This window comes from Erythrobacter sp. (genome assembly GCF_035194505.1).
Classification (GTDB): Bacteria; Pseudomonadota; Alphaproteobacteria; order Sphingomonadales; family Sphingomonadaceae; genus Erythrobacter.
This window is the reverse complement of record NZ_CP136573.1, coordinates 2,382,815-2,396,344: the sequence shown is the minus strand read 5'-3', so window position 1 is coordinate 2,396,344 and position 13,530 is coordinate 2,382,815. Positions and strand designations below refer to the sequence as shown.

Sequence of the window (13,530 nt, the reverse complement as noted above, 5' to 3'; positions counted from 1 at the left end):
CGCGCGCTATCACGGGGGTCATGATGACCCGCGTGTTCATCACGATCGACACCGAGTATTCCTCGGGCCTCTATACCGGGCCGCATGCGGCTGACCGGGCGGAGAACTTTACCCGCTCGATCGCCTGCATCACCCCGCAAGGTCCGGCAGGCATCGGTCACAAGCTCGAAATGCTGGCGCGATACGGGCAAAAGGCGGCGTTCTTCGTCGATCCCATGCCCGCGCTGGTGTGGGGCCTTGCCGCGATCGAGGACATTGTCGCACCCATCGTCGCCGCCGGACAGGATGTGCAGCTGCATTGCCATACCGAATGGCTGGAGCACGCCGGCAGCGCCAATCCGCTCGCATCGGGCCGCACAGGGCGCAACCTTGCGGACTTCCCGCTGGAAGACCAGTGCGAACTCCTTGCCTACGCCCGCGACACGCTGATGGCCGCCGGTGCGCCTGCGCCGGTCGCTTTCCGCGCAGGCAATTACGGCGCGAATGACGATACGCTGCGGGCGCTGGCGATGCTGGGCATTGCCTATGATTCAAGCCATTGCCCGGCGCTCACAGGCGGCGCCTGCCGCATCAGCCTTGGCGCGGATGTGCGCGATCCGGTGCACCACCTTGGCGTGATCGAGGTGCCCGCGGGCAGCATCGGCACGCTCGGCGGCGGGCAGCGCCATGCCCAGATCACCGCGCTCTCGCTTGGCGAGATGCTCGCCGCGATTGCCCATGCGCGCGATTGCGAGCGCGAGAGCTTCACGCTCGTCAGCCATTCCTTCGAGCTCATCAACCGCCGCAAGCTGGCGATGAACCCGATCGTGCGGGGGCGCTTTGCCGGGCTGTTGCAGGCGCTGGCCAGGATGCCGGGGGTGGAAACGGGCAATTACCGCGACACCCCGCCGATGATCCGCGCCTACGGGTCCGCGAACGAGCCTCTGCCCGCGAGCGCGATCCGCACCGGACGGCGGCTGGCCGAGCAGTTCGTCTCCAACACTGTCTATGGCGCGCTTTAAGGCCATGGCGAGTTCTCCGGCACACGCCATTCCGGTCGACTTCACCATCGGCGCGCGCCGCCTCTGGGCCGTGCCGCGCCAGCTCACCACATGGAGCTTCTCGCTCGAACAGGTGCTGGGCGGGGCCTTGCCCGATGCGCCCGAGGCCGGCCCCGATGGCCTGCGCATCCTGTCTGCCCCCGCCAGCCGGATGGCCGCCATCGCAGGCCGCTATCCCGGCTTTGTCGCGGGCGGGCGGCAGGATTATCCACGCCACTACATCGATATGGCGGACGGCTTCGATGCCTATATGGCGCGCTTCTCGGGCAAGACCCGCTCGACCTTGCGGCGCAAGGCCAAGAAGCTGGCGGAGGAGACCGGCGGCTTCACCGTCACCGAACACCGCACCCCGGGCGAGATCGAAGCCTTTCTCGCCGCCGCCCTGCCGCTCTCGGCGCGCACCTATCAGGCGCGGCTGCTCGATGCCGGCCTGCCCGACAGCCCGGAGGCGCACCGGACGATGCTGGAAGCGGCCGAGGACGACCGGATGCGCGGCTTCCTGCTGCATGCGGGGGAGCAGGCGATTGCCTATCTCTCGCTACCGGTGGTCGGGGCCACGCTGGTCTATGCCCATCTCGGCTATGATCCCGATCATGCGCGGCTGTCGCCCGGCACGGTGTTGCAGATGGAGGCGCTGGAGCGCCTGTTTGCCGAAGAGCGCTATCGCTGGTTCGATTTCACCGAGGGTGACGGGGCACACAAGGCGATGTTCGGCACCCATAGCGCGTCCTGTGCCAGCGTGATGCTGCTGCGGCCGACGCTGGCGAACCGCGCTCTGCTGGGCGCGCGCGGGGCATTCGATAGCGGGGTGGCGCAGGCCAAGGCGCTGGCCCAGCGATCCGGTGCGCTGGCGCGGATTCGGTCAGGCCTACGCGCCTGAGCGGTCTTCGCGCTGGCGTTCCGCCTCGCGGCGATTGCTGAGCTGCTGGCGGAACCGGTCTAGCACCCGGCGGCGATAGGTCGGCCGGTCATCCCCCACCAGATTGAGGCGCAGGGCGAGATAGAGCCACACGGCCCCGAAGGTGCCCAGCACCGCGCCCGCAGCAAGGCCGAGGCGCAGATCGTAATTGATGATGAGCGCAAAGGCGATAAGCGCAAAGCCGATCACGAACCAGCGGGGGTGGACGAACATCACGTCTTCGGGGGGAGCGGGCATCGCCTGTTCTTGAACCTCTTGCGGCGCGCCCGGCGGGGAGAGGGGGTGGGCGGCCAAGCTCATAAGTGGCGATACGGAGCGCGAAATCAAGATACTATCAGGCAAGCCGGCACAAGAAAGGGCCGGATCGCCCTGCGGCGTCCGGCCCCTTTTGTTTCTGCGAGAAAGGGCAGGCGCGGATGCGCCCGCCCTCTCACAAATTACGCGCCTTCGACTTCCGAGAGGTCGACCTTGAGGCCCGGGCCCATCGACGAGGTCATGGTGACCTTGCGGACGTACTTGCCCTTGGCACCCGAGGGCTTCGACTTCACCACGGCTTCGGTCAGCGCCTTGAAGTTGGCCTTCAGCGCGTCATCGGAGAAGCTCAGCTTGCCGATGCCCGAGTGGATGATGCCCTGCTTTTCGACGCGGAACTCGACCTGCCCTGCCTTGGCGTCAGCCACGGCCTGGGCCACGTTCGGGGTCACGGTGCCGAGCTTCGGGTTCGGCATCAGGCCCTTGGGGCCGAGCACCTTGCCGAGACGACCCACCACACCCATCATGTCGGGCGAGGCGATCACGCGGTCATAGTCGAGGTTGCCGGCCATCATGTCTTCCATGAGGTCTTCGGCGCCCACCTTGTCAGCGCCGGCAGCCAGCGCCTTGTCGGCGTTGTCACCACGGGCGAACACAGCGACGCGCACGTCCTTGCCGGTGCCCGAGGGCAGCGACACCATGCCGCGCACCATCTGGTCGGCGTGACGCGGATCAACGCCGAGGTTCATGGCGACTTCGACGGTCTCGTCGAACTTGCCCTTGAACTGGCGCAGCGTGGCCAGAGCCTCTTCGACCGAATAGAGCTTCTCGCGATCAAGCGCGGTGAGCACCTTTGCCTTCTTGGTAATCTTGGTCATCGGATCAGCCCTCCACCACTTCAAGGCCCATCGAACGGGCCGAGCCCTCGATGATGCGCATCGCCATGTCGATGTCATTGGCGTTGAGATCGGCCATCTTGGCCTCGGCGATTTCCTTGATCTGGCTCTGGGTCACCTTGCCGGCGACGACCTTGCCCGGCTCCTTCGAGCCGCCCGAAAGCTTGGCAGCCTTCTTGAGGAAGTAGGACGCCGGCGGGGTCTTGGTAATGAAGGTGAACGAGCGATCCGCGTAGACCGTGATCACGGTCGGGATCGGCATGCCCTTTTCCATCTCCTGCGTGGCGGCATTGAACGCCTTGCAGAATTCCATGATGTTGACGCCGCGCTGACCCAGCGCCGGGCCGATCGGCGGCGACGGCGTGGCAGAGCCCGCGGGCACCTGCAGCTTGATATAGCCTTCAATCTTCTTGGCCATGTGGCCGTACTCCTATCGCACTGTCGCCATGCTCTTTCGAACAAGGCTCATGTTAAGCGGTCAAACGCTCAGGCCACGTGCACGGCCCGGGCTCCCGCATGGAATCGCTTGCCCGAGGGCGGAGCGAAGGCGCGCGCATAGGCGCAGGCGGCACCAAAATCAACCCAAACCGCGAGGGGGACGCAGGCCCTTGGTGCGGCTGGTGAGGTGGTAGCTGTGACAAAGCGCGCATTTGTAAGTGCGCAAGGTCACATCCGCCGCCAACGCCGCCGCATCCGCCGCCTCGCGCGTGGCGAAGCGGCGCTTCTTCTGACAGATGCCGGGGCTGGTTTTCATGGACCGGTCACCCCCTATCGGCTTGGCGATGATCCGGCTTCGCCAGAAGCCGCAATGGCCTCAAGTAGCGAAGCGGTAGGCCAACAAGGACGCACCGAGGACGAGCCCGCGGAGGCGGGCACGCACACAATGATTCTTACTTCGCCAGTTCGACCTGTTCGAAGTCGAGCTCGACCGGAGTCGCGCGGCCGAAGATGGAGACGCTGACCTTGACCTTGGCCTTGTCGAAATCGAGCTCTTCCACCACGCCGTTGAAGCTGGCGAAGGGGCCGTCGAGCACCTTGACCGAATCGCCGATCTCGTAATCGACGCTGATGTCGCGCTTCGGGGTCGCCTGGGCTTCGGCCACGCCGCCGAAGTAGCGCGCGGCTTCCTTTTCGGAGATCGGCTGCGGCTTGTTGCCCGAGCCGAGGAAGCCGGTCACCTTCGGGGTGTTCTTGACGAGGTGGTAGACATCGTCGGTCATGTTGAGCTTGGCGAGCACGTAGCCGGGCATGAACTTGCGTTCGACCTGCACCTTCTTGCCGCGCTTCACTTCGGTCACGGTTTCGGTCGGGACCTGAACTTCCTCGACCCCGTCGCTGAGGCCGAGGCGCTCGGCCTCGGAAATGATCGCGTCACGGACCTTGTTCTCGAAACCGGAATAAGCGTGGATGATGTACCAGCGAGCCATAGGAAATCCTTGAAAAATGCGTCTGACAGGCAGCCCCGCGTGCGGGGCCGGGCCTTACTGCAGAAATTCGATCGCGGTGCGCACGATGACGCCGAACAGGCTGTCGATCCCGAGGAAGAAGATCGAGAGGATCAGCATGAAGATGAACACGAAGATCGACGTGCGGACGGTTTCCTCGCGGGTCGGCCAGACGATCTTGGCCGTTTCGGCGCGCACCTGATTGACGAATTCGCCGACCGAGGTCTTGCGCTTCTTCTCTTCTGCGATCTGCTTCTGCTCGGCCATGATAGCCCGTTCCTTCGCGTAATGCCTTCGGGTCTTGCCCCGAGTCTTTCCCAAGCCGGCTTTCAGGTAGGGGTCCGCGCCGCCCGGGACAAGGTCGCCGGAGGGGCTGGATGATTACCGATGTCGGGAAGACGAGGCTCCCTTACGCCGGAGCGGCTAGGATTGCAAGGCGCTGTGCGGGTGCAGACACCTGAGGTGCGACACACGAAGGGCAGGGTCTTTAGGCGTCAATGAAGTTCAGAACATCCACCACAGAACGCCTATGCCAATCGGGATCAGCCACCAGACCTCTTTCAGAGTTGCGATCGCCTCTTCTCGCTTAGCAGCTTTGATCAACGCTTTGGCATCGTCACCAGTCAGCACTTCAACCTCGAAGCCTTCATATCCATCCCGGCGCAGTTTGAGTTGATGGATGCGGGCGACGATCGGAACGGGCGTTTCGACCCTAATGTTGCCTTCCATGGTCGATCGATAGGCTACTTGCTTGAGCCACGCGATGTCCTCGACATCGTCGATCTGACCATATCCCATGATTGTTGGACGATCGTCTTCAAAGCTTCGACTGGATAGCCCGACGAGATAGCTGGGCTGCTGGATGGCAACATCGCCCGACCATCGATCGACGAACACTTTGTCCTTGCAGTCGATCTCAACCCTTCGATCGATCCACAAAGCGGTCTCCCTGTCTGGGTAAAAGCGAGTGTTTTTCGCGTAGACGATCCTGCGAGCCATACTTCTGCCTCTATGCTGCCAGTGCTCGGTAGACCAATGCCCGACCGATATTCATGGTCTTGGCGATGTCGGTAGGACGCATGAGCGGCGTGCCCCTGGCATTCAGGCCATAACAGCGATCTCTCGGCTTGGCGGATCGGATCATTGCATCGGTCAAATTGCTCATACTGCCCCTTGTAGCAGCGGCAAATATCTCAGCACATTATTGGCCGTCGTGCACATTTCGGGCACCTAGAGGGGGCTGAAGTCACCGATTCTGACCAAGCCTCGCCAGCGGAAAGTGCACAAATGTGCACGGCGAGGGATACACCGATGGTTCAGCGCGCCCAAGCGATATCCGCTAAACTACTTGATACTAAGGTGGAAATGGCAGGGGTGACAGGATTCGAACCCGTGGCCCTCGGTTTTGGAGACCGATGCTCTACCAGCTGAGCTACACCCCTGCACTCGCTGAGGGGCGCCACTTAACGAAGCGATGCGCGATAGGCAATCCTCTTTGCCACGACCCTTGCGCCCCTGTATGCTGCACCGCAACCATGCACGCGCCGCAACGCCCTCCGATCCCGGTCGAGACCCTGCTTCTCGCCTATCGCAGCGGGATCTTCCCGATGGCGGACCGGCGGGACGATGCCGAGGTGTTCTGGGTCGAGCCGCGCGAGCGGGCAATCCTGCCGCTGGACGGCCTGCATATCTCCAAAAGCTTGCGGAAGGTGCTGCGCGCCGATCGCTTCACCGTGACGGTCGATCGCGATTTCGAACAGGTGATCCGCGCCTGTGCCGATCCGCGCCCCGATCATCCCGAGACGTGGATCAGCGAGCGGATCGTCGCCAGCTACATCGCGCTGCACCGCGCCGGGCACGCCCATTCGGTGGAATGCTGGGAGGAAAGGCCGGACGGCGCGCCGCTGCTGGTCGGCGGGCTTTACGGCGTGTCGTTCGACAAGGTGTTCTGCGGCGAGAGCATGTTCTCGCGCCGCGACAATGCCAGCAAGGTGGCGCTGGCGTGGCTGGTGGCGCTGTTGCGGCACGCGGGCTTCGTGCTGCTCGACTGCCAGTTCATGACCGAGCATCTGCGCTCGATGGGCGCGCGCGAGTTGCCGCAGCGCGAATATCGCCGGCTGGTGGATGCGGCCCACGGCCCGGCGCGCAGCAGCCTTGGCGCGGCGTGGCGAGCCTTTGCGAAGGCGAGCGGTTACGCTGCGGGCGAAGCGGCAGGCGCAGGTGCCGGGGCCGCCGCCGGACTCGCCGAGGCCGCAGGCGCAGGTGTGCCGGAAGGGGCTCCCGAAGGCTTGGCAGCAGGGCTCGCCGAATCCGCATCGCCCGGCCAGCGCATCGCGCAATTCTTGACCCAGACATCATAGACCGGGTGTTCGACCACATTGAGGCTGGGCGATTCGCGGAACAGCCAGCCCGAGAACACGCGGGCGTGCTGCTGCTGGCCGCGCTCGCGGATATCGACCTGCACGAAGGCGCCGGTCTCTTGCGGCATCTCCCAGGGTGCGGTGCGCTCGCACGCCGAAAGCCGGATGATCACCGGCCCGATCTCGCGCATCTCGCCGGGTTTGAGGACGATATCCTGCGAGACATTGTTGCGCTTGTTGAGCAGGCCGATCGTCGCCACGCGCTGCGCCATCGGGGTCGCCCCGCTGCTGGCCGCATCGGCGGCTGCGACAGTGGCGGAGGCGGCAGGCGCGGGATTATCGAGCGGGACGCGCTGCGTTTCAGGCGCACCCGCATAGTCGCAGGCGGCAAGACCCGAAGCGCAGATCAGCAGCGCGGCAAGGCGGGAGAGCCGCATCGCGCTGATCAGGCCTCGGTGCTGCCCGGAGTCCACGCCTCGTAATCGCCCACAGCGCGGGCGCGCGTGCCCCCGCGCTCCAGTGCGCCTTGCGGGAGATAGGCCTGCGCCGTGCCGGTGGCATTGGGGGTGTAGTCAACCTCCCACACCTTGGCAGGCGGCAGATGGCTTTCGGGCACATCGTCATAGGTGCCGTGCAGCCAGCCGTGCCATTCGGCCGGCACGCGGCTGGCATCATTGGCGCCGTTGTAGATGACCCAGCGCTTTTCGCGCTGCGTGTAGGAGCCGTTGTTGGCCCCGCCCGCCTTGGCGCGCGCCCGGTAATATTTGTTGCCGGCCGCATCGGTGCCGACATGCTCGCCGCCCGCGCGGCTGGCCCAGAGGTGGGTGCCGATGGTCGCACCATCCCACCACGTGAAGATTTTGCCGAGGATTCCCATGGCCCGAGCGCCTAGCGGAAATGGATTAGAGCGCCAAGAAGGAAGATGCGCGCAATCTCCGGATCAGGCGTTGCACCGGCCCGCCAAAGGACGGGGCCGCGAGCGCACGGCGCGAGCCGCAGGTGCCCGTACCCCGGGCTTGACCCGGAGGAAGGAACAGCACCGAGGATGTGCCCGCGGAGGCGGGCACACAATCAAGGCACCTTGTAACTCACCCGATCACCCGGCACGATCCCGAGCGCCGCCGCGCGGCCGGCGCGCAGTTCCAGCACGCCGCTGGCATCGCCCTTGGAGCTCACCGAATCGAGCGAATAGGGCACGGTGTTCGCGGCGATATTGGCGATCCGGCCATCGGGGCCGATGAAGATGATATCGAGCGAGAGCGGCGTGTTCTTCATCCAGAAGCTGCGCGGCCCGGGTTGGGCAGAGGGGAAGATCATCCCCTCGTTATCGCCCAGCCGGTCACGGAACATCAGACCGCGTGCCTGGGCCTCGGGGCTGTCGGCCAGCTCGACCTTGAAGCGCAGGGCCTTGCCGCCGCGATCCACCACCAGATCGATCACCTTGAGGCCCGAGACCGGATGCCGCACCTCGACCGAGCCCTGCGCTGCCGGGGCCTGCGCCCGCGCAGTCGCGCCTTCGCCGGGCGAACACGCCGCCAGCATTGCAACCCCGGCCATGCCGGCCACCAGCCAGTTTTTCACCACGTGCCTTGTATCCCTTCCTGTTCGGCTGCCTCGTCCAGCCACTCCGCGATCCGCTCCTCGTCTGTCGCAGCGAGGATGAACCGCACGTGTTCGTAATCGTGGCCCGCGCGCAGCATTGCTGCAACGGCTTTTTCGTGGGCCTTGCGGCGCGCCAGCGGATCGGCAGCCTCTTCGCGTCCACCGCCAAAGGGGCCAAGCCGCCGCTTCTGCGCCATCAGCACGGCGGCATGGCGGCGCGCCGCTTCGCCGGGAGCGGTCTCGGCGCGGATGCCTTCATCGACGCCCGCCGCCCACAGCGCCTGCTCCACCCGCCTTGCGCCATAGCCGCGCGCGCCCAGATCGCGCGCCCGCATCCGGGCATAGGCGGCATCATCGACATAGCCGAGCTCGACCAGCCGGGCGACCAGCGCGGGCACATCGATCGCCGCCGAACGTCCGTCCGCCCCCTCTGCCACGCCCCGTTCGCGCAATTTGCGCAACAGATAGGCCTCCAGCCGCGCGCCGGTGCTTGCAAAACGCGCCACATAGGACAGCGCCAGATCGCGCAAAGCGATCTCGTCGAGCGGGGGTTTGACCCGCTTCTCCCCCCGTTTCCGGCGGGGCTCTTCGCACGGGTCTTCACGACCGCGGGATGACGAATTCGCTTTACCTGAAACCATTTCGCCTTATTCGTGCCACTTTCCTTATCAAATGCGGAAAACTGGAGAGAGCCGGGTTATGCCCGGTGCAACGGGGTTATGCCAGTGCGCGCCCGATCAGTTTGATAGCCGCGCCGCAACTAACGGGTATCGCTATATAATATGACCGACGCCGTTTTGACGCCGACGCCGAATGATTGCGACCTGCCGCGAATCCGTGCGCAGTTTGCAACCTTCAACGACGCGATCGAATACGCAGCGCAGAGCCGCAAGGGGCTCAACTTCCACGACATGCGCGGCGAGCTGGCGCACGTCTATCCCTATTCGCAGATGCGCGACGACGCGATCATCATGGCCCGCCGGCTGATCGCGGCCGGGATCGGCAAGGAAGATCGCGTCGCCCTGATCGCGGAAACCGGCGCCGATTTCGCCGCGCTGTTCTGCGCCTGCATCTATGCCGGTGCCTGGCCGGTGCCGCTGCCGCTACCCACCACCTTCGGCGGCAAGGACAATTTCATCGACCAGCTGGCGATCCAGCTGATGAGCTCGGACCCCAAGCTCCTGCTATACCCCGAAGAGATCACCGAAATGGCCGAGGCTGCGGCCGCGCGTCAGGGCTGCGCGGCGGAGAGCTGGCAGTCCTTCGGCCAGCGGCCCGCGCCCGAGTGCCAGCTGCCCGAAGCCGATCCCGACGATATCTGCTACCTGCAATATTCCTCGGGCTCGACCCGCTTCCCCACCGGCGTCGCTGTCACCCACCGCGCACTGCTGCACAATCTCTACGGCCATTCGACCACGATGGAGCTGGGCGAGAATGACCGCTGCATCAGCTGGCTGCCGTGGTATCACGACATGGGCCTGGTCGGCTGCCTCTTGTCGCTGATCGCCAATCAGGTTTCGGGCGATTACCTCAAGCCCGATGCCTTCGCGCGCCGTCCGCTGGCGTGGCTCGACATGATCAGCCGCAACAAGGGCAACTCGATGTCCTATTCGCCGACCTTCGGCTACGACATCTGCGCGCGCCGCATCTCCAGCCAGTCGAGCGTGGCGGAGCGCTTCGATCTGTCACGCTGGCGGATTGCGGGCAATGGCGCGGACATGATCCGTCCGGACGTGATGCAGAACTTCGTCAACGCCTTTGCCGAAGCGGGCTTCAAGGCCTCGTCGTTCACCCCCTCCTATGGCCTGGCCGAGGCGGTGCTGGCGGTGACGGTGATGCCGCCGGGCGAAGGGATCCGGGTGGAACTGGTCGAGGAAGAGCGCCTCTCGGGCGCCCCGCGCGATCTCTCGCGTCCGGCCCGCTACCGCGCGATCGTCAATTGCGGCAAGCCGCTGCCCGACATGGAAGTCGCGATCCGCGGCGAAAATGGCGAGGCCCGCGCCGATCACCAGATCGGCAAGGTGTGGTGCCGTGGCCCCAGCGTGATGCACTCCTATTTCCGCAACCCCGAGGCGACCAGCGACTGTCTCGTCGATGGCTGGCTCGACACCGGAGACATGGGCTACACCGCCAATGGCTACCTGTTCATCGTCGGCCGGGCGAAGGACATGATCATCATCAACGGCAAGAACCACTGGCCGCAGGATATCGAGTGGGCGGTGGAACAGCTCCCCGGCTTCAACCACGGCGACATCGCGGCCTTCTCCATCGAGATGGAGAACGGCGAGGAAGCGCCCGCCGTGCTGGTCCACTGCAAAGTGTCCGACCCCGAAGAGCGCGTGAAACTGCGTGATCAGATCGCCGACAAGGTGCGCTCGGTCACCGGCATGAGCTGCATCGTCGAGCTGGTGCCCCCGCGCACGCTGCCGCGCACCAGCTCGGGCAAGCTGAGCCGCGCCAAGGCGAAGAAGCTCTACCTCGCCGGCGAGATCGTTCCGATCGATCTGGCGGCGTAAGGTCCAAGCCTTCCAACGCACTGTGCTTTACGCGCCGCCTGTTTCAGGCGATGCTGTCCTTCGACCGCTTGAAAGCCGTGTCTTAGATTACTAATACAGTGGGGAGCCTGCGCGCGCCTGCCTTCCTGGGGGCGCCGGGCGAAAGGGAGCACGAGAAGGCATGAGCACCGAGACGCAGACCGCCACCGCGACGGAATTCACCCTCACCCCGCCCGATCCGGTGCCCGTTGTCGCGCCCGAAAAGGCTGCGGGTCTGGTGCCAGTCACCACCGAGCAGAAGTCCAAGCTCGACACCAAGGTCGATGCCTTTGTCGACGAGCTGGTGGCGACCGATGCCAAGTCGCCGCAGTTCGGCGAGAAGGTCGATCAGATCACCCGCATGGGGCAGGAGCAGATCCGCGCCGCCGCCGCGATGTCGAACCGCTTCCTCGATCGCCCGGTGCGCGCGATGGATGCCGATGGCTCGGTGGGCAAGGATCTGGCCGAACTGCGCCGCACGGTGGAAGAGCTCGATCCCGGCAAGCAGGGCAAGCTGTCCGGCCCGCGCAAGATCCTCGGGATCATTCCCTTCGGCAACAAGATCAAGAACTACTTCGACAGCTACACCTCGGCGCAGGGGCACATCTCCTCGATCCTCACGCGGCTCGAAAGCGGCAAGAAGGAGCTGCACCTCGATAATGCCGCGATCGATACCGAGCGCCAGAAGCTGTGGGCGGCGATGGGGGAGCTGGAGCAGATGATCCACATCGCCAAGACGCTGGACGAACGGCTGGAGGCCAAGGCGCTCGAACTCGACAGCTCCGATCCCGAAAAGGCCAAGGCGCTGCGCGAATCGGCGCTGTTCTATGTCCGCCAGCGGACGCAGGACCTGCTGACCCAGATGGCAGTCAGCGTGCAGGGCTATCTGGCGCTCGATCTGGTCAAGAAGAACAATGTCGAGCTGGTGAAGGGCGTTGACCGCGCCAGCACCACCACCGTCGGCGCGCTGCGCACCGCCGTGACTGTGGCGCAAGCGATGACCAACCAGCGGCTTGTGCTCGGCCAGATCACGGCCTTGAACAAGACCACCAGCGACATCATCGATTCGACCAGCACGCTGCTGCGCGAACAGACCGCGCAGATCCACGAGCAGGCTGCGGCCAGCACGATCCCGCTGGAGACGCTCCAGCGCGCCTTCCAGAACATCTATGACACGATGGACGAGGTCGACGCCTTCAAGGTGCGCGCGCTCGATTCGATGAAGCAGACGGTCAACGTGCTGACCAGCGAGGTCGAACGCTCCAAGGGCTATATCGCGCGCGCCGAAGGGCAGGCGCAAGCCCAGGCCAAGGTCGCCTCGCAAACCCCGTCGCTGCTCGCGCTGGACAAGTAGATGGCAGACAGCACCCGCGAATCTGACCGCATCCTGCGCGAGGCGAAAACCAGCCTCGCCGTGCAGCGTGACGGCGGCACCCACCGCCCCGCGCCGCGCGGGAGCATCGGGCGCGGGTCGGCCCAGCTGAAGATGAAGAGCCTCTTGAAACGGGTGCGCAACGTCGCGCTCGCGGTGGTGACGATCTGGGTCGGCGCAGGGATTTTCAGCGCGATCGTCGGCCCGCTGCTGTTCTGGGGCCTGATGGCAACGTTGCTGGCCACCGTGGTCGCGGTCGGGGTGTTCGGGGTGCTGCCCAAGGTCAAGGTGCCCAAGCGCGCCGAGTTGAAGCAGGGCAACCCCGCGCAGATGGTCGCGCGCACCGAGTTGTGGCTTGAAGCCCAGCGCTCCGCCCTGCCGCCGCCGGCGCAGGTGATCGTGGGCCAGCTGGGCGTGCAGCTCGATGCGCTGGGGCTGCAACTGAAGGGCCTCGGCGACAACGAACCGGCAATGGCCGAAGTGCGCGAGCTGGTGGGCGAATATATCCCGGAGACGATCGACAATTACCGCAAGATCCCCGCGCACCTGCGCTCCGAGGAATATGCCGGCAAGACCGCCGACGAGCGCCTCACCGAAAGCCTCACCAAGCTTTCGGGAGAGATCGACCGGGTGACGCGGCGGCTGGCGGAAGGCGCGCTCGATGACCTGGCGATCAAGAGCCGCTATCTCGAATACCGCTATGGCGGGGCCGAGGCACTGGAGGACATGACGGGGATGCCGGACACCGGCGTGCCGCTGCCCGATCTTGCGCCCGCACCCGTCAGGCAGGAGCGCTAGGCCATGCGCGTCACCCTGCCGCATGATCTGCCCAAGGACGAGGTCCGCCGCCGGATGCGCCAGCATGCCGACGAGATCGCGGGCTTCTTCCCGCCCGGCCTCGCACGGGTCACCACCAGCTGGAGCCATGACGACCGGATGGACATCGCTGCCGAGGTGATGGGCCACACCATCCCCGGCCGGGTCGATGTGGGAGATGATGCGGTGGTAATCGCGATGGACCTGCCGATGATCCTGATGGTGATGCGCGGACCGCTGGAAAAGGCGGTCAAGAAGGAAGCCGCACGCCTCCTCGCTCCCTGAGCGCTGCCC

Annotated in this window: 17 protein-coding genes, 1 tRNA gene and 1 pseudogene; 7 read left to right on the top strand and 12 right to left on the bottom strand. The window is 65.2% G+C overall.

The genetic code is table 11. The features are described from left to right. Nucleotides 1-20: 20 nt before the first annotated feature. Nucleotides 21-1,001, top strand: a complete 981-nt coding sequence (locus RSE14_RS11785) for a polysaccharide deacetylase family protein (RefSeq protein WP_324073891.1) — start codon at nt 21-23, stop codon at nt 999-1,001. 4 nt (nt 1,002-1,005) lie between these two features. Further along, nucleotides 1,006-1,920 carry a GNAT family N-acetyltransferase gene (locus RSE14_RS11780; RefSeq protein WP_324073889.1) on the top strand — a complete coding sequence of 305 codons (915 nt, stop codon included), beginning with the start codon at nt 1,006-1,008 and terminating at the stop codon, nt 1,918-1,920. Here RSE14_RS11780 and RSE14_RS11775 read toward each other — a convergent pair. The 8 genes from RSE14_RS11775 to RSE14_RS11740 form a co-directional block, all read right to left on the bottom strand. Beyond that, nucleotides 1,909-2,196, bottom strand: coding sequence for a hypothetical protein (locus RSE14_RS11775; protein WP_324073887.1), 288 nt, complete (start codon nt 2,194-2,196; stop codon nt 1,909-1,911). The genes RSE14_RS11780 and RSE14_RS11775 overlap by 12 nt on opposite strands. Before the next feature lie 200 nt (nt 2,197-2,396). Beyond that, nucleotides 2,397-3,089 (bottom strand): 50S ribosomal protein L1, encoded by a 693-nt coding sequence (gene rplA, locus RSE14_RS11770; protein ID WP_324073885.1) that lies wholly within the window; start codon nt 3,087-3,089, stop codon nt 2,397-2,399. A 4-nt stretch (nt 3,090-3,093) separates the two neighbouring features. Continuing rightward, a complete protein-coding gene (gene rplK, locus RSE14_RS11765; protein WP_324073884.1) occupies nt 3,094-3,525 on the bottom strand; it encodes a 50S ribosomal protein L11 in 432 nt (143 codons plus the stop codon). 159 nt (nt 3,526-3,684) lie between these two features. Next, nucleotides 3,685-3,861, bottom strand: coding sequence for a hypothetical protein (locus RSE14_RS11760; protein ID WP_324073882.1), 177 nt, complete (start codon nt 3,859-3,861; stop codon nt 3,685-3,687). 136 nt (nt 3,862-3,997) lie between these two features. After that, on the bottom strand, nt 3,998-4,534 hold the full coding sequence (gene nusG / locus RSE14_RS11755; RefSeq protein WP_324073880.1) for a transcription termination/antitermination protein NusG: 537 nt from the start codon (nt 4,532-4,534) through the stop codon (nt 3,998-4,000). A 54-nt stretch (nt 4,535-4,588) separates the two neighbouring features. Next, entirely contained in the window at nt 4,589-4,819 is a 231-nt protein-coding gene (gene secE, locus RSE14_RS11750) for a preprotein translocase subunit SecE (RefSeq protein ID WP_324073878.1), read from the bottom strand. A 237-nt stretch (nt 4,820-5,056) separates the two neighbouring features. After that, a complete protein-coding gene (locus RSE14_RS11745; protein ID WP_324073876.1) occupies nt 5,057-5,551 on the bottom strand; it encodes a hypothetical protein in 495 nt (164 codons plus the stop codon). A gap of 367 nt (nt 5,552-5,918) precedes the next feature. Continuing rightward, nucleotides 5,919-5,994, bottom strand: a tRNA-Trp gene (locus RSE14_RS11740). Between RSE14_RS11740 and aat the strand changes: the two are divergent. Next, a pseudogene (gene aat / locus RSE14_RS11735) lies at nt 5,968-6,675 on the top strand (leucyl/phenylalanyl-tRNA--protein transferase); the annotation flags it as partial. The gene RSE14_RS11740 and the pseudogene aat sit on opposite strands and share 27 nt — an antisense overlap. Before the next feature lie 68 nt (nt 6,676-6,743). Here the strand turns inward: aat and RSE14_RS11730 are convergent. The 4 genes from RSE14_RS11730 to RSE14_RS11715 all read right to left on the bottom strand — a co-directional run bounded on the left by RSE14_RS11730 (nt 6,744) and on the right by RSE14_RS11715 (nt 9,044). Next, nucleotides 6,744-7,349 (bottom strand): DUF2155 domain-containing protein, encoded by a 606-nt coding sequence (locus tag RSE14_RS11730; RefSeq protein ID WP_324073875.1) that lies wholly within the window; start codon nt 7,347-7,349, stop codon nt 6,744-6,746. 8 nt (nt 7,350-7,357) lie between these two features. After that, a complete protein-coding gene (locus RSE14_RS11725; protein WP_324073874.1) occupies nt 7,358-7,789 on the bottom strand; it encodes an NADH:ubiquinone oxidoreductase subunit NDUFA12 in 432 nt (143 codons plus the stop codon). 194 nt (nt 7,790-7,983) lie between these two features. Next, the gene (locus RSE14_RS11720; RefSeq protein ID WP_324073873.1) at nt 7,984-8,493 is read right to left on the bottom strand and encodes a DUF192 domain-containing protein; all 510 of its coding nucleotides are present in this window, start codon (nt 8,491-8,493) and stop codon (nt 7,984-7,986) included. After that, complete coding sequence (locus RSE14_RS11715; RefSeq protein ID WP_324073871.1) at nt 8,490-9,044, bottom strand: regulatory protein RecX; 555 nt, start codon at nt 9,042-9,044, stop codon at nt 8,490-8,492. The genes RSE14_RS11720 and RSE14_RS11715 overlap by 4 nt, the downstream gene beginning before the upstream one ends. Nucleotides 9,045-9,296: 252 nt before the next feature. On the opposite strand from RSE14_RS11715, the gene RSE14_RS11710 reads away from it, so the two are divergent. From RSE14_RS11710 to RSE14_RS11695, 4 genes are all read left to right on the top strand, one after another. Further along, nucleotides 9,297-11,030, top strand: coding sequence for a fatty acyl-AMP ligase (locus RSE14_RS11710; protein ID WP_324073870.1), 1,734 nt, complete (start codon nt 9,297-9,299; stop codon nt 11,028-11,030). A 160-nt stretch (nt 11,031-11,190) separates the two neighbouring features. Next, entirely contained in the window at nt 11,191-12,402 is a 1,212-nt protein-coding gene (locus RSE14_RS11705; RefSeq protein WP_324073868.1) for a toxic anion resistance protein, read from the top strand. Then, nucleotides 12,403-13,218 carry a hypothetical protein gene (locus RSE14_RS11700; protein WP_324073866.1) on the top strand — a complete coding sequence of 272 codons (816 nt, stop codon included), beginning with the start codon at nt 12,403-12,405 and terminating at the stop codon, nt 13,216-13,218. It begins immediately after the preceding gene. Nucleotides 13,219-13,221: 3 nt separating this feature from the next. Then, nucleotides 13,222-13,521, top strand: coding sequence for a polyhydroxyalkanoic acid system family protein (locus tag RSE14_RS11695; RefSeq protein ID WP_324073865.1), 300 nt, complete (start codon nt 13,222-13,224; stop codon nt 13,519-13,521). Nucleotides 13,522-13,530: the final 9 nt, after the last annotated feature.